25 protein-coding genes are annotated in these 24672 nt (G+C 64.3%); 12 read left to right on the top strand and 13 right to left on the bottom strand.

From position 1 onward, the window contains the following. Positions 1 to 56: 56 nt before the first annotated feature. Positions 57 to 473: a hypothetical protein gene (locus tag WH265_RS03640; protein WP_339557353.1), complete on the bottom strand. Its 417-nt coding sequence runs from the start codon at positions 471 to 473 to the stop codon at positions 57 to 59. Between the two features lie 72 nt (positions 474 to 545). Between WH265_RS03640 and WH265_RS03635 the strand changes: the two genes are divergently transcribed. Further along, entirely contained in the window at positions 546 to 992 is a 447-nt protein-coding gene (locus tag WH265_RS03635; protein WP_339557352.1) for an IPTL-CTERM sorting domain-containing protein, read from the top strand. 131 nt (positions 993 to 1123) lie between these two features. On the opposite strand, the gene WH265_RS03630 is transcribed toward WH265_RS03635, so the two are convergent. Then, positions 1124 to 1879 carry an SDR family oxidoreductase gene (locus WH265_RS03630; protein ID WP_021026374.1) on the bottom strand — a complete coding sequence of 252 codons (756 nt, stop codon included), beginning with the start codon at positions 1877 to 1879 and terminating at the stop codon, positions 1124 to 1126. 136 nt (positions 1880 to 2015) lie between these two features. Between WH265_RS03630 and WH265_RS03625 the strand changes: the two genes are divergently transcribed. Further along, positions 2016 to 2930 carry a LysR family transcriptional regulator gene (locus tag WH265_RS03625; protein ID WP_339557351.1) on the top strand — a complete coding sequence of 305 codons (915 nt, stop codon included), beginning with the start codon at positions 2016 to 2018 and terminating at the stop codon, positions 2928 to 2930. A gap of 23 nt (positions 2931 to 2953) precedes the next feature. Here WH265_RS03625 and WH265_RS03620 read toward each other — a convergent pair whose 3' ends face one another. Beyond that, the gene (locus tag WH265_RS03620; protein WP_339557350.1) at positions 2954 to 3874 is read right to left on the bottom strand and encodes a LysR family transcriptional regulator; all 921 of its coding nucleotides are present in this window, start codon (positions 3872 to 3874) and stop codon (positions 2954 to 2956) included. A gap of 137 nt (positions 3875 to 4011) precedes the next feature. Here WH265_RS03620 and WH265_RS03615 point away from each other — a divergent pair, with 137 nt between their 5' ends. The 3 genes from WH265_RS03615 to WH265_RS03605 are packed head-to-tail and all read left to right on the top strand — an operon-like array spanning position 4012 to position 6305. Then, the gene (locus WH265_RS03615; protein ID WP_021026377.1) at positions 4012 to 4383 is read left to right on the top strand and encodes a DsrE family protein; all 372 of its coding nucleotides are present in this window, start codon (positions 4012 to 4014) and stop codon (positions 4381 to 4383) included. Between the two features lie 49 nt (positions 4384 to 4432). Continuing rightward, positions 4433 to 5377, top strand: coding sequence for a pyridoxamine 5'-phosphate oxidase family protein (locus tag WH265_RS03610; RefSeq protein WP_339557349.1), 945 nt, complete (start codon positions 4433 to 4435; stop codon positions 5375 to 5377). 7 nt (positions 5378 to 5384) lie between these two features. Continuing rightward, the gene (locus WH265_RS03605; protein ID WP_339557348.1) at positions 5385 to 6305 is read left to right on the top strand and encodes a PDR/VanB family oxidoreductase; all 921 of its coding nucleotides are present in this window, start codon (positions 5385 to 5387) and stop codon (positions 6303 to 6305) included. Between the two features lie 35 nt (positions 6306 to 6340). Here WH265_RS03605 and WH265_RS03600 read toward each other — a convergent pair whose 3' ends face one another. Next, entirely contained in the window at positions 6341 to 7273 is a 933-nt protein-coding gene (locus WH265_RS03600) for a LysR family transcriptional regulator (RefSeq protein ID WP_339536821.1), read from the bottom strand. A 119-nt stretch (positions 7274 to 7392) separates the two neighbouring features. Here WH265_RS03600 and WH265_RS03595 point away from each other — a divergent pair, with 119 nt between their 5' ends. The 5 genes from WH265_RS03595 to WH265_RS03575 all read left to right on the top strand — a co-directional run bounded on the left by WH265_RS03595 (position 7393) and on the right by WH265_RS03575 (position 12495). Then, on the top strand, positions 7393 to 8061 hold the full coding sequence (locus WH265_RS03595; RefSeq protein ID WP_021026381.1) for an RraA family protein: 669 nt from the start codon (positions 7393 to 7395) through the stop codon (positions 8059 to 8061). Positions 8062 to 8121: 60 nt separating this feature from the next. After that, positions 8122 to 8784, top strand: a complete 663-nt coding sequence (locus tag WH265_RS03590) for an RraA family protein (RefSeq protein ID WP_339557414.1) — start codon at positions 8122 to 8124, stop codon at positions 8782 to 8784. Positions 8785 to 8786: 2 nt separating this feature from the next. Continuing rightward, positions 8787 to 9425: an RraA family protein gene (locus tag WH265_RS03585; RefSeq protein WP_339519274.1), complete on the top strand. Its 639-nt coding sequence runs from the start codon at positions 8787 to 8789 to the stop codon at positions 9423 to 9425. After that, a complete protein-coding gene (locus WH265_RS03580) occupies positions 9422 to 10642 on the top strand; it encodes a pyridoxal phosphate-dependent aminotransferase (RefSeq protein ID WP_339557347.1) in 1221 nt (406 codons plus the stop codon). The genes WH265_RS03585 and WH265_RS03580 overlap by 4 nt, the downstream gene beginning before the upstream one ends. Positions 10643 to 10923: 281 nt before the next feature. Next, positions 10924 to 12495, top strand: coding sequence for a hypothetical protein (locus WH265_RS03575; RefSeq protein WP_339557346.1), 1572 nt, complete (start codon positions 10924 to 10926; stop codon positions 12493 to 12495). Between the two features lie 68 nt (positions 12496 to 12563). Here WH265_RS03575 and WH265_RS03570 read toward each other — a convergent pair whose 3' ends face one another. Both WH265_RS03570 and WH265_RS03565 read right to left on the bottom strand, forming a co-directional pair. After that, positions 12564 to 12992, bottom strand: coding sequence for a DUF4124 domain-containing protein (locus WH265_RS03570; RefSeq protein ID WP_339557345.1), 429 nt, complete (start codon positions 12990 to 12992; stop codon positions 12564 to 12566). A gap of 81 nt (positions 12993 to 13073) precedes the next feature. Then, on the bottom strand, positions 13074 to 14000 hold the full coding sequence (locus tag WH265_RS03565; protein WP_339557344.1) for a restriction endonuclease: 927 nt from the start codon (positions 13998 to 14000) through the stop codon (positions 13074 to 13076). A gap of 396 nt (positions 14001 to 14396) precedes the next feature. Here WH265_RS03565 and WH265_RS03560 point away from each other — a divergent pair, with 396 nt between their 5' ends. Next, positions 14397 to 16892, top strand: a complete 2496-nt coding sequence (locus tag WH265_RS03560) for a TonB-dependent siderophore receptor (protein ID WP_339557343.1) — start codon at positions 14397 to 14399, stop codon at positions 16890 to 16892. A gap of 7 nt (positions 16893 to 16899) precedes the next feature. Continuing rightward, on the top strand, positions 16900 to 17841 hold the full coding sequence (locus WH265_RS03555) for an alpha/beta hydrolase (RefSeq protein WP_339557342.1): 942 nt from the start codon (positions 16900 to 16902) through the stop codon (positions 17839 to 17841). On the opposite strand, the gene WH265_RS03550 is transcribed toward WH265_RS03555, so the two are convergent. From WH265_RS03550 to WH265_RS03520, 7 genes are all read right to left on the bottom strand, one after another. Then, on the bottom strand, positions 17838 to 18761 hold the full coding sequence (locus tag WH265_RS03550; protein ID WP_339557341.1) for an SMP-30/gluconolactonase/LRE family protein: 924 nt from the start codon (positions 18759 to 18761) through the stop codon (positions 17838 to 17840). The genes WH265_RS03555 and WH265_RS03550 overlap by 4 nt on opposite strands. 58 nt (positions 18762 to 18819) lie before the next feature. Beyond that, positions 18820 to 19719, bottom strand: a complete 900-nt coding sequence (locus tag WH265_RS03545; protein ID WP_339557340.1) for an amidohydrolase family protein — start codon at positions 19717 to 19719, stop codon at positions 18820 to 18822. Between the two features lie 65 nt (positions 19720 to 19784). Then, positions 19785 to 20741 (bottom strand): tripartite tricarboxylate transporter substrate binding protein, encoded by a 957-nt coding sequence (locus tag WH265_RS03540; protein ID WP_339536811.1) that lies wholly within the window; start codon positions 20739 to 20741, stop codon positions 19785 to 19787. Positions 20742 to 20790: 49 nt separating this feature from the next. Continuing rightward, complete coding sequence (locus WH265_RS03535) at positions 20791 to 21783, bottom strand: tripartite tricarboxylate transporter substrate binding protein (RefSeq protein WP_339536810.1); 993 nt, start codon at positions 21781 to 21783, stop codon at positions 20791 to 20793. A 15-nt stretch (positions 21784 to 21798) separates the two neighbouring features. Then, entirely contained in the window at positions 21799 to 22806 is a 1008-nt protein-coding gene (locus tag WH265_RS03530; RefSeq protein ID WP_339557339.1) for a tripartite tricarboxylate transporter substrate binding protein, read from the bottom strand. A 140-nt stretch (positions 22807 to 22946) separates the two neighbouring features. Beyond that, on the bottom strand, positions 22947 to 23876 hold the full coding sequence (locus tag WH265_RS03525; protein WP_339557338.1) for an NAD(P)-dependent oxidoreductase: 930 nt from the start codon (positions 23874 to 23876) through the stop codon (positions 22947 to 22949). Continuing rightward, positions 23873 to 24559, bottom strand: a complete 687-nt coding sequence (locus tag WH265_RS03520) for a diguanylate cyclase (protein WP_021026396.1) — start codon at positions 24557 to 24559, stop codon at positions 23873 to 23875. Before WH265_RS03520 ends, WH265_RS03525 begins: the two co-directional genes overlap by 4 nt. Positions 24560 to 24672: the final 113 nt, after the last annotated feature.

The following is a 24672-nucleotide window of genomic DNA, read 5'->3' as shown; positions in this document are numbered from 1 at the left end:
GCGAGCCCTGTGCCCGCTTGCCTGTCTCCTCGCCGGTGGACCAAGCGCTCTCTCGCTTACCGGCCTTCAGCCAGCTCCGCCAACCGAGCTGGCTTTTTTTGTGTATCAACCAGGTTTGGATAATTGACAATTTGGTTAAAAAATCTACTTTGCATGCGTCGTTCAAGAAGGTGTCTATCTCGTACAAAAGGTTGATTGTTATTGTTTTTATTGAAAAAAATGAATTGATATAGGTCAATTTTTGCCATAACTGTGCTGGGTCCGCTGTTAACATATTGGTTCCTAGTGCAACTGCATGTATCAGTATGTTCCCCACTTTTCGTTTGGCTTCTGCAGTACTTCTCAGCCTCGGCACGCTCCACGCAGCCCATGCCGCTCAACAGTGTTTTGTCAGTGGCAGCGGTGGCGCTACCACCTATGGCGCCGTCACCGCTACCGTGAGCGGAACCTGCCAAGACAACACGATCACTCAAGGGCCTTTTGAGCCAGGTACAGCCCAACTCACAGGCGGCGCACAGTCGTGCACCTACACCTTTGACAAACCGTTGCAGACCAGTACGGTAAGCATCAAGGCCCACGGAATCCGGACCCTGGGTTCGTCGCTGCGTGTGCGCCTCAACGGTGATCTGTACCAATCCGTTGCTGCAGACATTGGCGAGCCGCTGGCGGGCAGTAGCGCAATCAACCCGTTGGTGATCAAGGACACCGGATACACCGGAACGGCATCCCCCTTCTCGTCCGGTACTTTGACGCTGACCAACAATCCCCCGGCCACCGTCAACAGCATCACCGTGGCGATGAGCGGGGGCTGGCCGGGCTGGGTCCAGGTCTGTGCCGACGATGGTGCAGTGACCACACCGGTCGCTCCCACGGTATCGGTGCCCGTGCCCACGCTGTCCGAATGGAACCTGGTCCTGACCTCGGGCCTGCTCGCTGGTGTGGGCTTCTTTGCCTTTATGCGCAAAAAGCGCACTGGCCGCTCAGCCGCCTAAGCCTTTTCGCTGCCAGGACGAGGCCCGCGCATGCGGGCCTTTTTTGCGGCTGGGCGCAGCATGCAGTCTTTGCGGGAGATGGGCAGCTCGCTGCGCTTGCAACCCACTGCTTTATGCCTGCACCCCATGCCTCAAACCTGCGCCATGCCCCCATCGACAAACAGCTCGGTGCCGGCGATGAACTTGGCCTGCGGTGATGACAGGAACAGCACCGCATCCGCGATTTCATCGACTTCGCCGACGCGGCCGATCGGCACCTGGCTGGCCATATAGTCCAGCAGGCCTTGTTGCTGCGCGGCATCGTTGCCGGCCAGCTCGACCAGGCCAGGGGTGCGGATGGGGCCGGGGCTGACGACATTGACGCGGATGCCGCGCTCCTTCAGATCCAGGGTCCAGCTGCGGGCGAGATTGCGCACGGCGGCCTTGGAGGCGCTGTAGATGCTGAAGGCGGCGGTGCCGGTGGAGCCGACGACCGAGCCGGTCAGCACGACGGAGGCGCCATCGCGCAGCAGCGGCAAAGCCTTTTGCACGGTAAACACGAGGCCCTTCACATTCGTGCCAAAGGTGGCGTCGAAATGCTCCTCGGTGATGGCGCCCAGGGGTAGCATCGAGCCACCGCCGGCATTGGCGTACAGCACATCGATTTGCGCATGGCTTTGTTGCACGGCGTCGTAGAGGCGGTCAATGTCGGCCAGTTGGGACATGTCGGCCCGCACACCGGTAGCACGGGGGCCAATCGCCTGGACGGCCTTGTCCAGCTCTTGCTGGCGGCGGCCGGTGACAAACACATAGGCGCCTTCGCTGGCAAATTTCTTGGCGGTGGCCAGGCCAATACCGCTGGTGCCACCGGTGACTACGACGACCTTGTTGTCAAACTTGCGTTCCATTTTTCCTACTCCTTGAGGTGTGCGCCGAACCGTTCGTCGCAGTGGAGTAATGATGCAGGTGGAACAAAGTTTTGAGTAGACGGTCAAAATGGATATCATTGTTCCAATATTGAGACAAAAACCGGAAGCGAGGCCCATGCGAGATATCAACGACTACGCGCTGTTTGCCGAGGTGGTGCTGCACAGCGGCTTTGCCGCAGCGGGCCGTGTGCTGGGCATGCCCAAGTCCACCTTGAGCCGGCGCATTGCGGCGCTGGAGGCGCGGCTGGGTGTGCGCTTGATCGAGCGCTCCACCCGGCGCTATCGGGTGACCGAGGTCGGCCAGGCTTTTTACGAGCGCTGCCGCACCATCGTGCTCGATGTGCAGCAGGCCGATGCCGTCGTGTCCGATGCGCTGGGCGAACCCCATGGTGTCGTGCGCTGCAGCTGCCCCTTGGGGCTGATGGAAATCCTCTCTCCCACCCTGACCGATTTTTTGCAGACCTATCCCAAGGCGCAGCTGCAGATGGTGGCCGCGGACCGGCCCGTCAACCTGATCGACGAGCGCATCGATGTGGCCATCCGCGTGCGCACCAGCTTGACGACCGATGCCGCCCTGGTGATGCGCACGCTGGGCCATTCAAGCCGCATTCTGGTGGCTGCGCCCAGCCTGGCCAGGCAGTGCAAAAAGGGCGATCTGCAGCTGCTGGGCGAGCTGCCGACCCTGGCCAGCACCGAGCAGACTGGCCCCATCAGCTGGGAGTTTTGGAATGGCGATGGACAGCCCAGTGCCATCAGCCACACGCCCCGCATGACCTGTGCCGATTTTGGCGCGCTGCGCTCAGCGGCCTTGGCTGGCCTGGGCATTGCGCTGTTGCCCGAGCACTTTTGCAGCAAGGAGCTCGAGCGCGGCAGCCTCGTCCATGTGTTTCCGCAATGGCGCACGGAGACCGGCATTGTGCATATCGTGTTCACCACCAGGCGCGGCTTGCCGCCGGTGGTACGGGCATTTATCGAGCATCTGGCGGGGCGCTTCAAAGGCGAGCTGGCCGGTACCGCAACGGCCAACTAGCGGCGCTGCTGCAGCCCAGCCTTTCAGCGCTTTTGTGCAGAAGGCGCAAACTCCCCCAGCCGCGCACGCAGCTGCTCAGCCAGATGCTCGACCAGGGTTGCCACCCGCGCCGTGCCATGGTGCTTGCTCGGGTAGACCAGGGACAGCGGGCGGGGCGCGGGTGCGTGGCCGGGCAGGATGCGTACCAGCTCGCCGCGCGCAATCGCATCGAGCACCTGGTAGTGCAAAAAGCGGCCAAAGCCCTGGCCGGCGATGCATCCGGCGATATTGCCGCCGACGGTGTTGCAGCGCATGCGGCCCTTTACCTTGACGCGCTCGGGCCGGCCCTTGCTGACAAACTCCCAGAGGTTGGCATCGCCCACCCCGCCAAACTCGATGCAGGGCAGCGCAGCCAGGTCTTGCGGCTGCTGGGGCATGCCGCAGGCGGCGACCAGGGCAGGGCTGGCGGCGATCACCTGGTGGATGTCCACAACATGGCGCGCCACCAGGCTGGAATCGGGCAGCGGCGCAATGCGCACGGCCAGGTCCAGACCTTCTTCGACCAGATTGACCACGCGGTCGAGCAGCAAGAGCTGCACCTCCACCTGCGGGTAGCGCTGCAGGTAGCTGGCCACCAGCGGGGCCACATGCAGCTCGCCAAATTTGACGGACGCCGTCAGGCTGATGCTGCCCGAGGGCTCGGCCTGCGCCCGGCTCATCGCCTGTTCTGAATCGGCAACTGCAGCGCGGATGGCCAGCGCATGCTCGCGGTAGGCCCGGCCCTCATCGGTGATGGCCAGGCGCCGGGTGTTGCGGTTGAAAAGGCGCACGCCCAGGTGCTTCTCCAGCGCAGCCAGGGTGCGCACCACACTGGGCAGGGACAGCTCCAGCGCCTCGGCAGCGCGGGTCAGGCTGCCATGCTCGGCAATGGCCAGAAAGACATCAATGGCGTGGAGGCGGTCCATGGTGGGGGTAATTGCTGCAAAAAGTGGAAGAATCAAATCAATTCTCTGGTATTTATCACGTTTGAGTAAATAGATAAATTTACTTCCGAGACGGCAACTCCAGTTTTGTCACTACGCCGTCCTCGAAAGGTCTATTTATGAAAACCGTCATCGTTGTTTTTTCCGATCCCCAATCCGGCACGCAAGAAGCGCTGGGCCGTGTCGTGAACGCGCTGTTCCTGGCCTATGAGCTCAAGGAAAAGAACCGGGACTTTGACCTGGTGTTCCAAGGCACGGGCGTGCGCTGGCCTGCCGAGCTGGTCAAGCCAGAACACCCCGGCCATGCGCTGTATGAAGCGGTGCTGGACCACATCGTTGCCTGCGGCGGCTGCGCCGATGTGTTTGGTGCGGGCGCAGGCCTGGCACCCACTGGCATTGCGCTGGTGCGCGACAAGACCATCCCTGGCACCACCGGCGTGCTGGATCTGTCGCGCCACCTGGATGCAGGCCACACCTTGGTGACCTTTTAAGCCGCCTGGCTGACAGCTGTTGAGACCCTGTCGCCACCAAGGAGCCACTATGGACGACCACATCTTTCACACTGGCGAACGCCTGGTGCAGGAGCGCACGGGCGAGCGCGGCACCGCGCTCATCAACAGCCGCAGCATCAGCCCCGGCATTCCGGCGGCCGCACGCAACTTTGTCGGCCAGCAGCGCTGGTGCGTGCTGGGTGCGGCCGATGCGGAAGGCGCCATATGGGCTTGCCTGCTGAGTGGCGAGCCCGGCTTTGTGCAGGCCAGCGATGACCTGCGCAGCCTGCACGTGGCCAGCCGCGACCCGCAGGGCGTGCTGGCGAGCATGGCCCCCATCGCAGATCTGCAGCCCGCGCAATCCATCGCCGTGCTGCTGATCGAACTGCAGACCCGCAGGCGCCTGCGCATCAATGGCCGTGTCAGCCAGGTAACAGCGCAGGCATCGGCACAGGCGCTGGAGGTGGCGGTAGGCCAGGCCTTTCCGGTCTGCCCCCGCTATATCCAAAAGCGCGAACTGCTGCCGCTGGAGGCCGCACCTGCTGCCGACAACAGCAGCGGCACGGATGCCAGCTCAGGCACGCTGCTGGACGAGGCCACATCCGCCTGGATTGCCGGCGCCGACACCTTGTTCATTGCCAGCCTGGGCCCCAGCGAGGATGCTGATGTATCGCACCGGGGTGGCCGGCCTGGCTTTGTGCAACAACAGGGCCAGGTGCTGCGCATCCCTGATTTCAACGGCAACAGCATGTTCAACACCTTGGGCAATCTGGAGCTGGAGTCGCGCTGTGGCCTGGTCTTTCCGGACTTTGAAGGCGCGCGCCAGTTGCAGCTGACCGGCCATGCGCGTGCCCATTTTGGTGTCGAGGCCGACATCGACCAGACGGGAGGAACCGGGCGCTGGATCGAGTTCCGGGTGGACAGCTGGCGCAGCACGCCGTTGAACCTGCCCCAGCACTGGCGCCTGCTGGAAGCCTCGCCCTACAACCCTTGAGACTGTTATGGAACCCCTGACAAGCCTGGACCTGGTGGTCGCTGACAAGCAAGCCATCGCCGCCGACATTGTGCGCCTGGTGCTGCGCCACCCCGAAGGCCAGCTGCTGCCCGGTGCAGAACCCGGCGCCCACATCGCCCTGGACCTGGACGGCCGCGTGCGGCGCTACTCCTTGCTGCACACCGGCCCGGCACTGGACCACTACAGCATCGCCGTACTGCGCACCGCGCAGAGCCAGGGCGGATCGCATTTCATCCACGACCAGCTGGCCGTGGGGGACAGGCTGCGCGTGCTGGAGATGGCCCATGAATTCGCACTGCAGCCCGATGCACCGTACACGCTCTTGATCGGCGGCGGCATCGGCATCACGCCGTTGCTGAGCATGGCCGAGCATCTGCAGCAAGCAGGGCAAAGCTTTGCCTTGCACCAGATCGTGCACGACCTCGCCCGGCAGTGGCCGTTGGACCCAAGCCTGTCTGGTCAGACCCATATCGGCCGCAGCAGCCTGGACCTGCCCGGCTTGCTGGCCGCGCAAGTGCCCGGCAGCCAGGTCTATGTCTGCGGTCCTGCAGGTCTGGTGGCCGCCGTGCGCGCCGCTGCCGCACAGCTGGGCTGGGCGCCCGGGCGCATCCACAGCGAGAGCTTTGGCGCGGCTGCCGATGCCAACGATGGCCCTCTGCGGGTCACGCTGGTGCAGTCGGGCCAGCGCATCGATGTGGCGCCCGGCCAATCGCTGCTCGATGCCTTGCTGGCCGCAGGTGCCTGGACGGGCTATGAGTGCCGGCGCGGTGTCTGCGGCGCCTGTTTGACCGAAGTAGTCAGCGGCACCCCCATCCACCGCGACAGCATCGCGCCTGCATTGCGCGGTAATGCGATGTGTACCTGTGTGTCCTGGGCGGAGGGGCCGGAGTTGGCGTTGAATCTTTAACCGCCCACAGCGCAGCCAGGTGCAGTGCTGACAAGCTAGCCGGCCGAGGCTGCGTGGGTCTTCCTGGATGGGCGTTGCGCATGCAGCCAGGCGACTGCCTCGTCCAGCAAGGGGTGGTGGCGCTCCGCATTCCAGGCGGCCGCAGCGGTGACCACCATGGTTTTCTCGCGCAGCGGGCGGACGACCACATTCTCGGGCGCCAGGCGCCGCATGGAAGCAGGCACCAGGGCCACGCCCTGGCCGCAGCTCACATAGGCGATCTGTGAAGACACCGAGCGCACCTCATGCATCACGCGCGGTGCAAAGCCCTGGGCGCGGCACACCCCCACCAGCATGTCGAAATACACCGGGCTGACCTGGCGCGACGACATCACCATGGGCTCGTGGCTCAGCGACTTGAGGCGGACCTGGGATTGGCCCGCAAGGGGGTGGTCCTTGCGCAAGGCGACGGCCAGCCGGTCCTCCATCATCGGCAAGGTGGCAATGCCCTGGCCCACATCGCCCTCCAAGCGTACAAAAGCCAGGTCCAGATCGCCGGCTTGCAGCGCGGGTATGGCATCGGCGCTGTCGATCTCGCGCACAAAGACCGTCACATGGGGGTGCTGGCTGCGCATGTAGTCCTGCAATGGCGGTACCGTGTCCAGCATGGCGGAGGTGATGGCGCCGACATGCAGCACGCCGGATTGCCCGGCTGCAACCTCGCGCACCACGCGCTCGAGCTGCTCCACCTGCAGTGCGAACTGCCGCACTGCTGGCAGGATGGCCGCGCCCGCAGGACTGAGCTTGGTGCCACGCCTGGAGCGCTCGAACAGCTGCAACTTGAGCGAGTGCTCGAGCACCTTGATCTGCTCGGTTAACGGCGGCTGCGACATGGACAGGCGTGCAGCAGCCCGCCCAAAGTTCTGCTCCTCGGCCACGGCCAGGAACATCCACAGCTGGCGAATCAGGCGAAAGTCGATGTGGCTCATGGTGCTCTCCTTCGAGTGATATTTCTATTCTGATATTCGTATCAGAGAGATATTTGATAAGTATTTCACATATCAGATCGCGGACCGGATGATGCCAGCACTTCCCTGGAATGCACGCGATGACCCACTCAAATCTCCACCTTGAACGCCTCAGGGCGCTGGACACCAATACGGTCTCCGACGCGCTCGATTTTCTTGGCCTGCCCGGGGCCACGGTCGGCCTGCTGCCGCTGTGGAACTGCCCCAAGCTGGTTGGGCTTGCCAGCACCATACAGCTGGGCCGTAAGGGCGATGCCAAGCCTGCCGTGCACCTGATCTCTCCCGTCATCGATGCCGTGGTCTCGGATGACCGCGTGCTCGTGGTTGCCGGCGGGGTGGAGGGCATCTCCTGCTGGGGCGACATCCTGGCCAATGCCGCAGTTGCCAGGCAGGTGCGCGGCACCGTCATCGATGGTCTGAGCCGCGATATCGATGGCAGTGCAGACATTGGCTATCCCGTTTATGGCCGTGGACTGACCATGGTCAGCGCCCGCAACCGCGTGGTGCAGTTGCATGCGGCCCAGCCCGTGCAGATGGCTGGCGTCACCGTGCAGCAGGACGACTATGTGATTGCCGATCGCTGCGGCACGGTCTTCATACCAGCGGGCCGTATCGACGAAGTGCTGGACCTGGGCGAGCGCATTGCCCATCGCCAGGACGGCATGGTGGCCGCCGTGCGCGCGGGGCGCTCCGTGGCCGAGGTCATGCATGACCGGCAGTTTGAAGCGATTGCCGCGCAGCCGCAGTGATCACCGGGCGATGGCCCTTTTCTTTATCGAGCGATACACACCATGACCCATCCCCAAAAAATGAGCCCGGAAGACCAGGCACTGGTTGCCCTGTTTGAAGGACTGGATACGCCCGGCGTGTCCGATGCCATGGACAAGCTGGGCCTGCACGGCCAGGCACTGGGCATCATGCCCCTGGCGAACTACAGCAAAACGGTGGTCGGTCCGGCCTTTACCGTCAAATACGTGCCGGCCAGCAACCCGCCCGGCACGGTGGGTGATTTCATCGATGACGTCGCTCCAGGCGATGTGGTGGTGATCGACAACGATGGCCGCAGCGACTGCACGGTCTGGGGCGACATCATGACCCAGTACGCCGGCCTGCGCGGTATTGCGGCAACGGTGATCGATGGCGTGTGCCGCGATGTGGGCAAGGCGCTGGGCGATAACTACCCGATTTTCAGCGTGGGCCGCTTTATGCGCACCGGCAAGGACCGGGTCCAGGTCGAGTCGCTGAACACCACGGTGGCTGTCGGTACGGTGCGAGTCGCATCGCGCGACATCGTGGTGGCCGATGCCAATGGCGTGGTCATTGTGCCGCGCCACCGCGCCCGCGATGTGGCAGCAACGGCCCGCAAGATCGAGGAGAGCGAATCGCGCATCCGCGAGCAGATCGCACAAGGTACCTCCTTGGGCGAGGCGCGTGCTGCGCTGGGCTACCACCAACTGCAAACCAAGGACTGAGCATGACAACGTTTTACGGAGCCGAGCAGCTTGCCCAGGCCTGCAAGCTGGGAACCTCCACCTTGTTCGAGGCCTCTGGCCTGGCCACCAGTGCCGTCGATGCGGCCATCCGTCCGGTATGGGCGGGCGCATCAGTCGCCGGGCCTGCGTATCCGCTGGAATGCTCACCCGGCGACAACCTGTCCATCCATATTGCGATGGAGCGGGCGCCGCGTGGCAGCATCCTGGTGATCTCCACCGGTGGCTTTGTCGCTGGGTATTGGGGGGAGGTATTGACCGTGGCCGCAGAGGCCGCCGGTATTGCCGGCCTGGTCATTGATGGGGGCGTGCGCGATATTGCGGCCCTTACCGCACGGCGCTTTGCGGTGTTTTCGCGCGGCATCTCGATGCGTGGCACCATCAAGGCCAGTGCGCCGTCGGTGGGGCAGCCCATCAGCTTTACCGGCACGCCGGTGGCCGCTGGCGACCTGGTCGTGGCCGATGACGATGGTGTGCTGGTGATACCGGCTGCACAGGCCGAGCGCAGCCTGGCCCAGGGGCAGCTGCGTGCCGACAAGGAAGCCCGGATGATGCAGGCGTTGCAAAACGGCCAATCGACCTTGGAGCTGATGGGCCTCACCAGCTGGAGGACGCAGCAATGAATGCGCCTGCCCATGGTTTGAATCGCTTCCTGGCCCAGGCTAAACCATCGGCCACCTACCGGGTCATGGACCGCGTGGCAACGCGCCGGGCCGCCGGTGCGCAGGTCATATCCCTGTGCGCCGGTGAACCCGACTTCGACACGCCGGCCCATGTTTGCGAGGCCGGCATCGCCGCCATCCGCGCCGGCCACACCCGCTACACGCAGGTGGCTGGCCTGCGCGATCTGCGCGAAGCGGTGGCTGCCAAGTTCAAGCAAGAAAACGGGCTGGCCGTGGACTGGCGGCGCAACACCTTGGTATGCAGCGGTGGCAAGCAGGTGATCTTCAATGCGCTGGCTGCCAGCTTGAACGAGGGCGACGAGGTCATCGTGCCCGCACCCTACTGGGTCAGCTACCCCGAGATCGTGCAGCTCTGTGGCGGCAAAGCGGTAGCCGTGCCATGCACGGCGCAGACCGGTTTCAAGCTCAGCCCCGATGCGCTCGCGGCCGCCATCACCAGTCGCACCCGCTGCCTGATCCTGAACTCGCCCTCCAACCCCACCGGTGCGGTCTACAGCCGTGCTGAACTGCAGGCTTTGGCAGAGGTGCTGCTGGACCACCCGCAAGTGCTGGTGCTGGCCGACGATATCTACGAGCACCTGGTGTTTGACGGCATCGCCTTTCACACCATCGCCCAGGTGGAGCCCCGTTTGCGCGATCGGGTGCTGACGATGAACGGTGTATCCAAGGCCTATGCGATGACGGGTTGGCGCATCGGCTTTTGCACAGGCCCGGCCTGGCTGATCGAGGCCATGGAAAAGCTGCAAGGCCAGCAGACCTCTGGCGCTTGCAGCATTTCCCAGCATGCCGCGTTGGCCGCATTGACGGGGCCGCAGGACTTTGTGGTCAGCGCGCGGGCGGTGTTCCAAAGGCGCAGGGACTTGGTGGTGGAGATGCTGAGCCAGGCGCCGGGCCTGCAGTGCGATGTCCCACAGGGCGCCTTCTATGCCTTTGCATCCTGCGAGGAACTGATTGGCAAAACCACCCGGGCGGGCACGCTGCTGCGCAGCGATGAAGATGTTGTCAACGCGCTGCTGGATGAGGCCGGCGTGGCGACCGTGCATGGCAGTGCTTTTGGCATGGGGCCCTATATCCGTGTGGCCTATGCGCTCGATGATGCGGCCTTGCGGCAGGCGGGCGAGGCCATTGCCCAGTTTTGCCGGTCGCTCAGCAAGTAAGCCCCGGCGGCTAGCAGTTCGGAGCGCAGGCGGGCGGTCTTCAGGATCCGCGTCCATTCCACTGAACCAGGGTTATGCAGAGGATGTTTCACAGCGCTGCATAGGTGATGGTGCGTAGGTATTCAGCAAGCTTACGAGCGGGATTAATGCAGGCTAGGCCTAAAAATGGGGCGTTGATTCGGAGTGATATATAGCCGGTGCCGTTGCGAGGGCTGTCACTTTCTTTGGGGAATTTATAAACTGCTCATCTATACTGATTTGATAATCAAATAGGAGAGAGAGTGCGCCTTCCCATCCGTATCCAAGCCTTACGCACGGCCGTGCTTGCAGCAAGCCTTGCTTTTTCACATGTCTCCAGCTGGGCTGCGCGAGATTTCACGCCGCAAGCGGGTACCTGGATCATCAGCGAAGAGCTCGATGGCAAACCAGGGCGCGGCCTTGCCATTGATGTGCAGGGCAATACCTTTTTCATGCAGGTATTTGGCTATGAAAAAAATGGTGATGCCACTTTCTACATGGCCACTGGCCAGATGGATGGCAATACCATCACTGCGCCGCTGAACCGATACAGCGGTGGGCGCAGTTTTGGCAGTGCCGCAAGGGATGCCGTGGAGGATGGATCGCCCGGCAATGTCACTGTCAGCTTTGCCAATGGCCTGCAAGGCACGGTGCAGTTTCCCGGCGAGGAGGAGGTCGCCATACAGCGCTTTCATATGCAAAGTGCTGAATTTGAAGACCGCTATTGGGTCAAGGAACGGTCCCGCAAATTCATTGTTTCGGCGGTAGACGCCGAACGCCAGATGGCGTTTTTTGCGAATATATCCCTGAGTGCTTCTGCCACCCCGGGTCGTGGAATGCTGATGACCTTGAGCGACATACCCGGTGATTTGCGGCAGCGAATGGATTGCGAGCGGCTGGACGGTCGGGATGTGTATACCTGCAAACCCATGGATGGTGGAATCCCCACGGAGCAGGCAAATATACAGTCGCTGCGGCTGCATATTGCGGGCATCGATGTCTACGGCACGGTTGATATTCTGAGCAATGGTGCCATTCAACAACTGCCGCTTCAGGGCATCACGGTGGCTGGTGGCGGAGAGGTGTCCATCACTGGCTGTGGCTCCTTTATCGACGCATATGTTGGCTATCCGCGCAACTGCAACCCCATTACCAGCCCCAGCAGCGGAACCTGGGTGGTGGAGGAGGAACTGCTTGGTAAACCGGGGCGGGGTTTTGCCATTGATGTGCAAAACGGCATGGTGCTGGCCCAGGTATTCAATTACCTGCCAGATGGTGCACCGACGTTCCACATGGGAAGCGGTCTGTACCAAGGCATCAATGCCAGTATTCCACTCAACCGATACGCTGGTGGCCGCGCTTTGGGCGGACCGGCAGCGAGCGGACACCTGGTGGATTCAGCAGGTGAGCTGTCGATCCGCTTTTCCGAGAATGCGGTACGACAAGGCTACGATGACAACCGTTTGGTGGGTATTGCCTCCATTCCCGGTGAGGCGCCCAAGCGCATTGTGCGTATGTCGCTGGAGCCGGATGCTGCCAGCTTGCAAGGCCTGCTGGGCCAGTGGTGGATCGGCTTCTACGGTCAAAGCCTTCCGGCATTCAAGCTCGTGAAACTGACGACCTTGGAGGGTGACTCCCTGACCAGCGAAGACGGACAGGTCGTGTGCAACCGTATCGACGCCGAGTTTCCGTCGCTGAGGTGCCTGTGGACTCGCGATGGGGGGCTGATGACCGGCTATCTGAGTAGCGAACCCAACAATCGCTTTGGTGGACAACTCCAGGTCAGGGATCGCCACGGCCATGGAATGGGCTTGGGGAATGTTCCCTTGGATTGACACAAGCCTGCGCTGGCATTTGGCAAGCGCTGGCCTCTGCTTTGCCGTTTAAAAAGACAAGTTAGCGGCTAGCAGTTCAAATCATTGAAGCGCTTGCGCGCCTTGTACAGATCGACCTCGGCCTGGGCCAGGTCGCTGGCCGCTGCTGCTTGCACCGCTTGCTTGAGCCCGGGCAGGCGGTTGTCCAGCCGTGCGCATTCCAGCTTGTCGGCGGCGCTGAGCTTGAAGCGGCGCTGGTGCACCCGGTACTCATCGGCGTTCATCCCTGTCAGGGGCTGGATGGCTTCTGCGAAGGCAGCATTGTGTTCGGCACGCTGCACGTCCTGGCCTTTGCGGCTCTTGCCCGTCATCTTGTCCATGCCCTGGGTAGGCGTGGCGTCGATTTCCTGGGCCCCTACACAAGGCGCATCCGAGTAGCTCACGCGCCCGGCCGTCTCGCAGCGGTAGACTGGCTTTTGCGCAAAGGCAGGCGCGGCGCAGCAGACGAGGGCTAGCAACAGCAGCCACCGCGTTGATTGGCAACGGCTTGCATGGCGAGAGGTGGACAACAAGCGCATGGACAGACCTTCAAGCTTCCGTCACGCCGCCGCAAGCGTGCCACGGCAACCCGGGAAGGTCGAGCAGCCCCAAAAGGACTTGCCGGCATGGGCACCCTGGCGCGCGGTGCGCAGTTCCATTGCGGCGCTGCAGCGTGGGCAGCTGGGTTGGGCAGGGGCAGGGTTGGCTGCAACGGGGGCGGCAGCCGAGGCCGTCGCAACGTTGGTGCGCGCGGTTGCTGCAGCCGAGGTGCCGCTGGCTTGCGTAGCCTTGGGGCCATTCACCAGCGATTGCCGCGCACGCTGCACCATTGCAAACAGCTGGTGGCCATCGACCAGGCTGATATTGCGACCCCGTGCAAATTCCTGGGCGTCGCTGCTGAAGCGGCCGGAAGTGACCACAAAGCCGCCCGTCGCGCCCCTGGCGGCCATCACGCCATAGAGTTCGCGCACGATCGCAACACCGACTCTCTGGGCCTTCCACTGCTTGCATTGCACGAGGAATTTTTCGCTGCCCTTGAGCAGCACCAGATCCACGCCGCCGTCGGGCCCGTTGCCGCCCAGCTCAATGATGCGAAAGCCCTGCAGGCGGTAGGCCTCGCCCACCAGCAGCTCAAACTCGCGCCAGCTGATGTCGCCCAGCGCGGCCACATCTTGCGCCTGCGCCACCGTGCTGACCAGGGCCTTGCGCTGCTTTCTGCGCCAGGCCGACATGGCCGCGGCTATCAAGCACATCAAGGGCAGCAGGTATTGGCCGATGGAGGCCAGCCCAAAGATAAGCCCCTTCTGGACGACAGCTGCCATCATGTCGGCGGGGCGGCCTGCCAGCTCTGCCGTTGGGGGCACCACGGCCCAACGGTGCAGGAAGACATAGCTCGCTCCCGCCAGTGCCACGCAAATCCACCAGGGGAGCAGCGCCAGCAGATCCAGCATGTCTTCGAACCCGCTGCTTTTCTTGCGTCTTGCCATGGTCTCCCCCTGTCCTGGTTGGCTGATGGATGCCTGTCTTTGTGCGGCTGGCTGACGGCGGCGCAGTGCTGCTGGAAGCGCGGCGCACAGACCGTTTGCTGCTTTATATTACAAAATGTATCTGCATGATCTTACGCTTTGCTGACGGGCGTATTGGGGGCATCACCAGAGCGACAGGGGCGTTGCTGGGGTGTGCATGGCTGGCCACCAAAGCCGCAGGTTCTGCAGCCACCGCTGCTTGTTTTGCAGCCCGCTGCAGCCGTTTCTTGCCACCGCGAAAATTTTTCCCACTATTTTTCGCTTCAGGTGATCACTTTTTGGATCTCGTTCGGTGTACAGGGCAATGGCGCTATGCAGTGCCGCTCTTTTCTTTCCAGATCACCAGGACGACGAACCATGACTCTCTCTTCCCATCGCCGCAGCCGGCACCGCGAACGCTTTGCGCTGGCTTTGCTGCATGGCGCGATCCGTGCCACCTTGGTTGGGGGCAGTGCCGCAGGCCTGGCGCTGGCAGCACCTTGGGCCATGGCGGCCGAGCCGGCTGCCGGCGCCAAGAGCTATGCGATTGCCGCGGGCCCGCTCTCAGATGTGCTGGCGCAGTACGCGGCCACGGCGGGGGTGCAGCTGGTGTTTGAGCAGTCCACCTTGGCGGGGCTGCGCAGCAACGGCCTGCAAGGCAGCTATGGCGAGGCGGAGGGCTTTGCCCAGTTGCTGGGCGGCAGCGGTTTTGAAGTGGTCAAGCAAGGGGGCGCGACCTATGTGCTGCGCAAGCTGCCGGCGGCCAACCCTGCGGCAGCGGGCAGCGCGGCTGGGGCATCGGACATGACGTTGAACACGGTCACCGTGACGGCCGCGGCCCAGCGCAGCGGCACCACCGAGGGCAGTGGCAGCTATGCAGCGGCGCATTCGAGCACCAGCTCCAAGCTGAACCTGAGCCAGCGCGAAACGCCGCAGACCTTGACGGTGATCACCCGCCAGCAGATGGACGACGCCGGCATGACCTCGGTCGATGATGCGCTGCGCGCAGTGAGCGGCGTGTTTGCGGTCGATGGCGGCAGCATTGGCGCCAACTACTACAGCCGGGGCTTTAGCATGCAGGCCCAGGTCGATGGCATGGCCACGCCTTCGGGCATCGACAGCGGCAACCGCTCGCCCAAGTTCGACAGCGCCTTTGTCGACCGGGTCGAGGTGCTGCAAGGCGCGGCCGGCCTGATGGCCGGTGCTGGCAGCCCGGGCGGCACGGTCAACATGGTGCTCAAGCGCCCGACCGACACCTTCCAGGCCCAGGGCGAGGTGCAACTGGGCTCCTGGAAAGAGCGGCGCCTGGTCGGCGATGTGTCCGGCCCGCTGATCGACTCGGGCGTGATCCGGGGCCGCCTGGTGGCCGTGTCGGATAACAGCGAGTCGTTTACCGACTATGTCTACCGTGACCGCTATGCGGGCTACGGCATTGTCGAGGCTGACCTGGGGCCCACGACCACCTTGAGCGCCAGCGTGCAGCTGCAAAAGGACACGAGCCGGGGCCACTTTGGCGTGCCGCTGGCGGCCGATGGCAGCGATGCCGGGCTGCCCCGCTCGTCCTTCTGGGGCGATGCCGACCACCGTTCGGTGCGCGACTACAACATCTACACCGTGGGCCTGGCCCAGCAGCTGGCCGGCGCCTGGAGCCTGAAGGCCAACTACTCCTGGCAAAAGACCAACAACGATATCGAGAACTTCAGCAGCCTCTCGGGCAACCTGAACCCGGTGACCGGCGATGGCCTCTTCATCGGCAGCCGCCAGCGCAACTACACCTCGGTGATGCACGCCAATGTGGTCGATGTCTATGCCACGGGGCCGTTTGATTTTCTGGGCCGCCGCCATGAGCTGACCCTGGGCGTCAACGGCACCAGCTACCGTGATGAGAATGCCGGCACCGGTTACTCGTCCACCACGCCAATCAATGTCTACACCTTTGACCCCGAAGGCCTGGGCCCCATCCCTGATGGCCTGCGCGCATCGACCAGCAAGACCAAGACCAGCAATATGGGTGTCTATGGCGTCGCGCGCTGGAGCCTGACCGACGCGCTCAAGCTGATCACCGGCACCCGCATCAGCAACTACGAGCGCAAGAACAGCTTGACCGGTGTCGTGGCGCCCAAGGAGAAGGGCGTGGTCACGCCCTATGCCGGGCTGGTGTATGACATCAACGCCCAGTACTCGGCCTATGCCAGCTACTCGGACATCTTCAACCCCCAGACCAACCGCAGCCAGGATGGCAATGTGCTCGACCCGGTGGTGGGCGCCAACTACGAAGTGGGTATCAAGGGCGAGCTGCTGAACAAGCGCCTCAATGTCTCGGCCGCCGTGTTCCGCCTGGCGCAGTCCAACCTGGCGGTGCTCGATTCGTCCGTGCCCAACAACCCCAGCAATGCCTGCGGCGGCGCCTGCTATACCGCAGCGGGCAAGGTCGTCAGCCAGGGCTTTGACCTGGGCGTAAACGGCCAGGTGAGCCGCGAGCTGAACCTGGCTGCGGGCTACACCTATACCAGTGCCGAGTATGTGGCCGGCCCGCAAAAGGACCAGCGCTTCCGCACTGAGCAGCCGCGCCACAGCATGCGCCTGGCCGCCAACTACCAGCTGCCGGGCACGCAGTGGTCGCTGGGTGGCAATGTGGCTGCCACCAGCAAGGCCTATAAAAACGGCGGCTCGGGCGCCAATGCCTGGACCATCGAGCAGGGCGCGCTGGTGCTGGTGGGCCTGAACGCCAAGTACCGCATCACCCCCAAGACCCAGCTGAACCTGGTCGTCAGCAACCTGACGGACCGCAGCTACCGCCACCTGTATGGCCGCGAGTACGCGCCGTTTGGCGAGCCGCGCAAGTTCAGTGCTAACCTGCGCCATGATTTCTAAGCCACCCATGCGCTTGTCCACCCTCTACCCAAGCGCCTGCGCGGCGCTGCTGGCCGGCTTGCTGGCCACGGCGCCGCAGGCGGGGGCGCAAACCTCCCCGCAGGGCGCTGCAGCCGATGCACCCGCTACGGCCACGCCCAGCACCGCAGCCACCCCGGCCAGCCCCTATGTGATGCCCGCCACCCAGGTCTGGGACATGGCATCGGACAACGGCGAGATCTACCGCATCTTTGTTTCGGCACCCGACAAGGGCGAGCCCCCCAAGGGCGGCTACCCGGTGCTCTATGTGCTCGATGGCAATGCCTACTTTGGCTCCTTCGCGCAGGCGCGCTGGGTGCAGGACTACCTGCCCGTGGGCAAGGCCATCATCGTGGGCGTCGGCTACCCGGGCGACAAGGCCTGGGATGTGCGCCGCATGGCTGATTACACGGCCCAACTGCGTGAGCCGCTGTCGCCCGAGGTGCGTCCTTTTGCCAAGTACAAGAGCGGTGCGCGCGCGCCGTTTCTGGATTTTCTGACCGGCAAGCTGCGCGGCGAGATCGCCCAGCGCTACCCCGTCAACCTGGAGCGGCAGTCGCTGTTCGGCCATTCCTTTGGCGGGCTGTTTGCGCTTTATGCGCTGTACGAGCGCCCGCAGGCCTTTGAGGCGATAGTGGCCGCCAGCCCCTCGATGGAGTGGAACGGCCAGCATATTCTGGAGGAGGAGCGCGTGTTCCGCGACAAGGTGCAGGCCGGCAAAGTCGGCGCCACCAGCCGCCTGATGGTGGTCGTGGGCGACCGCGACGCCGATGGCGATCCGGAATCGGCCCGCATGCTGGCCGAGCGGCTGGAAGCGCTCTCCGGCTGGGGCCTGCGCGTGCGGCTGCAGCGCTACCCCAATGAGGTGCATGCCAGCGTGCCAGCGCAGGCGGCGAATGACACGCTGCGCTTTGCGTTCACGCTGCGTTAGCTTGTCTTGCCTTGGTGAATTGCCATGCCTGGCGTGGCCAGGCTGGTCGTCAAGATGCGGCCATAGGTGGAATCGGTGACAAACACCTGCTTGCGCTCTGCACCCCCAAAGGCCAGGTTGGTGGTGGAGCTGCCCTTGATGCCGCATAGCACCTGCACCGGCTCGGCCAGGTGGTTCAGCACCCAGACATAGCCCAGGCCCGGGTTGGCGACCAGCACATGGCCCTGGGCATCAACGGCCAGGCCATCGGGGCCGCTGGGTCCGTACGAGGTGAAGAACTGGCTCACCTTGGCGACGCTGCCATCGGGCAGCAGGGGCACACGCCAGACGCAGTTGCCCCGCGTCACCGCCAGATACAGCACGCGGCCATCGGGTGACAGCGCCACGCCATTGGGGCTGGGCACATTGCTGAGCAGCAGATCGAGCTGGCCATTAGGCCGCAGGCGGTAGAGGCGCCCGCTCGGGTCATGCAGGCCGCTCTGGCCCTGGTCCGTAAAGTACAGGTTGCCGCCCGCATCAAAAATCAGGTCGTTCACGCCCTTGAAGCTCTCGCTGTTGCGGCGCTCCAGATAAGGCGTCACTACCCCACTGGCCACATCCAGCTGCATCAAGCCGTTCTTGTAGTCGGTGATCAAGAGCTTGCCGGGGGCCAGAAACTTCAGGCCATTGGGCTCGCCGTCATATTCTGCGACCAGGCTCCACTGGCCTTGCGCATCGATGCGAAAAATGCGGCCCCAGGGGATATCGCTGACATAGAGGTTGCCGGCCTCGTCGAACACCGGGCCTTCCAGAAACGAATCTGTTATCGTGCCACCCCTGTTGGCATCAGCCCAGGCGCTGCGCTCACGGCGGCGAAAGGACTCGGGCATGGCGCTGAAGGTGTCCAGGGTGCGGACTTCAGGGGATTGCAGCAAAAACATGGGGCGGCCTTCTTGGCATCAAAAAACGGTTGGCGGGTTAGCAGGATCTTGCCAGGGTTCAGGGAGAAGTGAATCCGTAGAGCTTAGCGGGGTTGTCCACCAGAATGCGGTCCATTACCGCATCGCTCACCGACCAGGCCTGCAGCAGGTTGACCAGGTCGGTATCGTTGACGGTGCCTGGCCGCTCGGTGGTGTGCGGCCAGTCAGAGCCCCACACCAGACGCTCGGGCGCGGCCTGCACCAGGGCGCGGCCCAGCGGCACGGTATCGGCATAGCTGGGGCCATGTACCTGGGAGCGCATATAGGCGCCAGAGAGTTTGACCCAGCAACGGCCGCCATCGAGCAAACGGCGCAGCACGCCATAGGCCTGGGCCGACGCGCCTTCTGCCGGGTCCATGCGGCCCAGATGGTCGATCACCAAAGAGACCGGCAACTGCTGCAGCACCGGCTGCAATTCAATGATCTGCGCCGGCTCGGCAAACACCTGGATATGCCAGCCAGCGCAGTCCGGGTGGCGCGCCAGCTTATGCGCCAGGGTCTGCAGCATCTCGGGCGTGGTCGTGCCCCAGGATTGGGGCGAGACAAAGTTCACGCGCAGCCCGCACACGCGCCGCGCCGCGAGGCGCGCCAGCTTGGCATCGCTCACCGCCGCATCCACCACCGCCACGCCGCGCGCGCTGTCACCCAGTTCGTCAAGCGCATCCAAGGTGCAGGCATTGTCGGTGCCATAGGTGGATGGTGTGACCACCACCGTGCGCGAGGTGCCCAGGCGCTGCTGCAGCTGCCGGTAGGCTGCCACGGGTGCATGGGGTGGCGTGCGCGGCCAGTGTGCCGACGGCGCAAAGCGCGTGTCGAAGATATGCATATGGCTGTCGCAGGCCAGCGCAGGGAGGCTGCGCGTGGGGCGGTTCAGGCCGACCGAATGCGGGACAGGGGTCGTGAGATCAGGCAAGGTCATCGCAGTGTGGGCGTTTCAGGATCGCGGGGCTGGCCGCTGCAGCAGCGGCGGCCAGCGAGAAGGGATCAGTCCAGTTTGATATTGCCCTTCTTCACCACCTCGCCCCATTTGGCATCTTCCTTTTTCAAAAAGGCGCTGAACTCTGCCGGTGTCGAGCCCACGGGCTGCGCGCCCAGGTCCGACAGGCGCTGCTGCACTTCAGGCTCCTTGAGCACCTCGGCAATCGCCTGGTGCAGTTGCTGGGAGATAGCGTCTGGCGTACCAGCGGGCAACAGTACGCCATTCCACTCGTAGGCTTCGTAGCCGGGGATGACGGTCTCGGCCACCGTGGGCACCTCCGGCAGGCGTGCCGAGCGCTGGGGCGACGAGACGGCCAGCGCACGCAGCTTGCCACCGCTCACCAGCGGGTAGGAGGCAGCCACGGTGGCAAACATAAAGTCCACCTGCCCGCCCATCACATCGGCAATCGCCGGGCCACCGCTCTTGTAGGGCACATGCACCATGTCCAGGCCCAGCTTCTGGCGGAACAGCTCGGCCGCCAGGCGCTGCACCGTGCCGCTGCCGCCCGATGCAAAGTTGATCTTGCCCGGTTCGGCCTTGGCCTTGGCGATCAGGTCGTTCACATTCTTCAGCGGCGACTCTGCCTTGACCACCAGTGCATTGGGCGCCAGCAGCACCAGCGACAGGGGCTGCAGCGCGTTGGCTGCATAGGGCATCTTGGCAAACAGGTGCGGGTTGATCGAGTAGGGCGTCGCGTCGTAGAGCATGGTGTAGCCATCGGCCTTGGCCTTGGCCACAAAGCTCGCGCCAATGGTGCCGCTGGCGCCGGCCTTGTTCTCCACGATCACGCTGGTGCCCAGCTTGCTGCCCATGCGCGTGGCCAGCACGCGGGCCACGGCATCGGCCGCGCCGCCGGGGGCGTAGGGCACGACGATGGTGATGGGGCGCTCGGGGAAGGCGGCATGCGCGATGCTGGCGGCCAGTGCGCAGGCGGCGATCAGGGATTGGATAAAGCGGGGCATGGTGTCTCCTAATGGTTCGTGTCAATAGATAGCAGATGCGTTGCCAGAATCAATCGGCTTTGAGGTCCAGGTCGCGCGCAATCTGGGTATAGGTCGTCACCTCGCGCGCGACCTGGCTGCCAAAGGCCTGGCCGCAGGTCGAGTCGGCATCGAGGCCCAGGCTGTGCAGCTTGTCCACCGTGGCGGCGCTGTTGGCAAAATCGCGGGCGGCTTTTTCCAGCTGCTGCGCAATCGCGGCGGGCAGGCCAGCGGGCGCCATCACGCCATACCAGGCATCGGCCGAGTACTTGCCGCCACCGGCCTCGGCAAAGGTGGGCACATCGGGCAGCAGCGACGAGCGCTTGGGCGAGGCAACAGCCAGCGCGGTCAGCTTGCCGCTCTTGATCTGCGGCAGCACCGAGCCCAGGGTGGCAAACGAGCTGTCGAGCTGGCCGCCCATCAGATCGGTCACCACCGGGGCCGCGCCCTTGTAGGGCACATGGTTCAGCTGCAGGCCATTGGCGCGCGCAAACATTTCGGTCGCAAAGTGGCCGGAGCTGCCCATGCCAGCGGTGCCGGCCGTGGTGCGGCCGGGTTCCTTGCGGGCGCGGGCCATGTAATCGGCCAGGCTCTTGACCGGCAGGCCTGGCTGCACCACCAGCACCGTGGGGCTGGTTGCGACCGTGCACAGCGGCTGGAAGGACTTGAGCGCATCAAACTTGACCCGGCCGCTATAGAGGCCCGGAATCATCGTGTGGTTGGTGGCGGCAAACAGCAGGGTATAGCCATCGGCCGGTGCACTGGCCACCGCTTGCGCGGCCAGGATGGTGTTGGCGCCGGGCTTGTTGTCGACGACAAAAGGCTGGCCCAGGGTTCGGCCGGCGTAATCCGCAAAGGCGCGTGCCACCACATCGGTGGGGCCGCCGGCTGCAAAGCCTACGATGAGCCGCACCGGCTTGGCGGGGTAGGCGGGGGCCTGGGCAAAGCTGGCGCTGGCCGCCAGCGCTGCTGCTGCCACCAGCGTTTGCAGCGCCAGTGCTGGCAGATTTTTCTTCTTGAACATGTGCTTGTCTCTTTCTCAATCCATGCGAATGCCGCTGGCGCGGATCACGCCGGCCCATTTGGCGGTTTCGGCCTGCACAAAGCTGGAGAATGCCTGCGCGCTGGAGCCTACGCCTTGTACACCCAGTTCGGCAAAGCGCTTCTGCATCTCGGGGCTGGCCACGATGGCGCGGGTCTCCGCCTCCAGCCGCTGCAGCACCGGCGGGGGCGTGCCTGCCGGGGCGAACAGGCCATTCCACTCGTTGACCTCAAAACCGGCCAGGCCCGATTCGGCCATCGTCGGCAACTGCTCCCAGCCTTCGCTGCGCTGGGCGGAGGTGATCGCCAGCGCGCGCAGTTTGCCGCCTTTGACAAAGGGCCCGCTGGCCGTGGTGGCGCTGAACATCACATCCACCTGGCCGCCGATCAGATCGGTCAGCGCCGGTGCGCCACCGCGATAAGGGATATGCGTCATCTCCAGCTTGGCGCCTTGCTTGTACAGCTCCGCCGCCAGATGCTGCGCGCCGCCGTTGCCGGCCGAGGCATAGCTGAGCTTGCCAGGTGCGGCCTGCGCGGCCCGGCTCAGGTCGGCCACCGTATGCAGTGCCGAGCTGGCCGGCACCACCAGCAGCAAAGGCACCTGGTTGATCAGCGAGATCGGCGCAAAATCCTTGGCCGGCTGGTAGGGCAGTCTGGCAAACAGGCTGGGGTTGACGGTAAAGGCCGTGGCATCGAGCAGCAGGGTATAGCCATCGGGCGCAGACTTGGCCACCGCCGCCGCGCCAATGGTGCCGCTGCCGCCGGGGCGGTTGTCTACGATCACTTGCTGGCCCAGCCGGCTGCCCAGCTGGGTGGCCAGCAGGCGCGCGGTGTTGTCGGCATTGCCGCCGGGCGGGTAGGGCACAACGAGCTTGATGGGCTTGTCAGGCCAGTGGCTCTGCGCCTGGGCGGGCAGCGCGCCTGCCATGCCTGCTGCCAAGGCGATGCTGCCCAGCGCTTGGGCCGCAAGCGCTATCGGCCAGCGGCGGTTAAAAACCTGCTTCATCTTTGTCTCCTGTCTTTCAGGCGTTCCTTAACGGGCCGCATGCTTGCAGCCTCTTGGTGTTTGCTGGGGCCGGGTGCATGCCCGGCCCGTTGTTAGGCAAGGGCAAGCAACGCTGGCTTGCCCGCACGCCAGCCAGCGCTTCAGGCCGTGGCTGGCGCCTTGGCCAGCACGGCCAGCAGGTTCTGGGCCGCGCCCACGCCCATGTTCACGTAGGCATCGCTGGTCACGCCGCCGATGTGGGGGCTGAGGACAAAGTGCGGCTCGCGCTGGAAGGGGTGGCCGGCGGTCATCGGCTCCACTGCAAAGCTGTCCAGGCCCGCAGCCATCACCTGGCCTGCGCGCACGGCAGCCAGCAAGGCAGCCTCGTCGATCAACCCACCGCGTGCGGTGTTGACGACGATGACGCCACGCTTGCACTGCGCCAGGCTGCTGGCATTGAGCATGCCCCGGTTCTCTTCCGTCAGCGGGCAGTGCAGCGAGATCGCATCGGCCTCGCGCCAGAGGGTGTCCAGGTCCACGCTCTGCACATAGGCCGGCAGGTTCTTGGCAAAGGGGTCAAAGCCGATGACGCGCATGCCCAGCGCATCGGCCATCTTGGCAAAGCGCAGGCCGATGGCGCCCAGCCCTACCAGGCCAATGGTGCGGCCACCCAGCTCCAGGCTCTTGTGCGTAGCCTTGTCCCAGTGGCCGGCATGCATGCGTGCATCGAGCGCCACGACGGACTTGGCGCAGGCCAGCAGCAGCGCCAAGGCCTGCTCGGCCACGGCCGCAGCATTGGCGCCCACGGCGGCCACGACCTCGATGCCACGCGCCTTGGCCGCGACTTTGTCGATGGTGTCCGTGCCGCTGCCGTGCTTGGAGATGACCTTGAGCGACGGGGCCGCATCCATCACCGCCGCGCCGACCTTGCCGTAGCGCACGATGATGGCGACCGGGTCATGCTGCTTGGCCAGCGCCACCAGGTCATCCTCGGTCGGCGTCTTGCCGGCGTAGATGACTTCGTAGCCGCCAAGCAGGTCCAGCGCTTGCTGCGCCAGATCGGCGCCAGTCACAATGATGCGGGGGTTCACAGCGATTCTCCTTCCTGGAGCACGCCGGCCGCACGCAGTGCAGCAGGCAGCCATTTCGATGCCGTATCGCCCCGGGCAATGGCGTCGATGCGAGCGGCTTCATCGGCCACTTTCTTGTCGGCCAGGGCCAGCATCGCAGGCGCCTTGGCGCGCTCGATCACGACCACGCCATCGGCGTCGCCCACGACCAGGTCACCCGGGTTGACCGTGGTGCCACCGGCCGAGATCGGGTGGTTGATGCGGCCGGGCACAAACTTGGTCGGGCCGGCGGGGTTGAAGCCGGCGCTGAACACCGGGAAGTCCAGCTCCAGGATTTCCAGCTTGTCGCGGATCGCACCGTCGACGATCACCCCTGCCAGGCCCCGCTTCTTGCAGGCGCTCAGCATCAAGGTGCCCATCAGTGCTGCCGTCTGGTCGCCCTTGCCATCGATCACCAGCACATCGCCGGGCTTGGCCAGCGCAATGGCGGCATGGATCATCAGGTTGTCGCCGGGGCGCACTTCGACGGTGAAGGCCGGGCCTGCGACCTGCATGCTTTGGTGGACGGGTGCCACCCGTGCATGCATGGTGCCGCGGCGGCCGGCCACGTCGGCCAAAATGGCGGCCTGGAAGCCGCTGGCCTTGGCTACGACGTCGGCGCTGACGCGATCGATGTCACGGATGATGTCGGGAAGTTGGCTCATGGTGTTGGTCCGTTGGGAAGGATGAAAAAGAAGGGGGCATGGCTGGCGCTCCGCGCCGCATGGGTCTTTCCGTGATGGATGGCCTGCACACCGTTGGCGGAGCCGGCGCTTTG

The sequence above is a fragment of the Comamonas sp. MYb396 genome, from assembly GCF_037479555.1.
In the GTDB taxonomy this organism is placed as follows: domain Bacteria; phylum Pseudomonadota; class Gammaproteobacteria; order Burkholderiales; family Burkholderiaceae_C; genus Comamonas.
The sequence above is the reverse complement of the archived record's forward strand: the minus strand, read 5'-3'. Positions and strand labels throughout refer to the sequence as shown.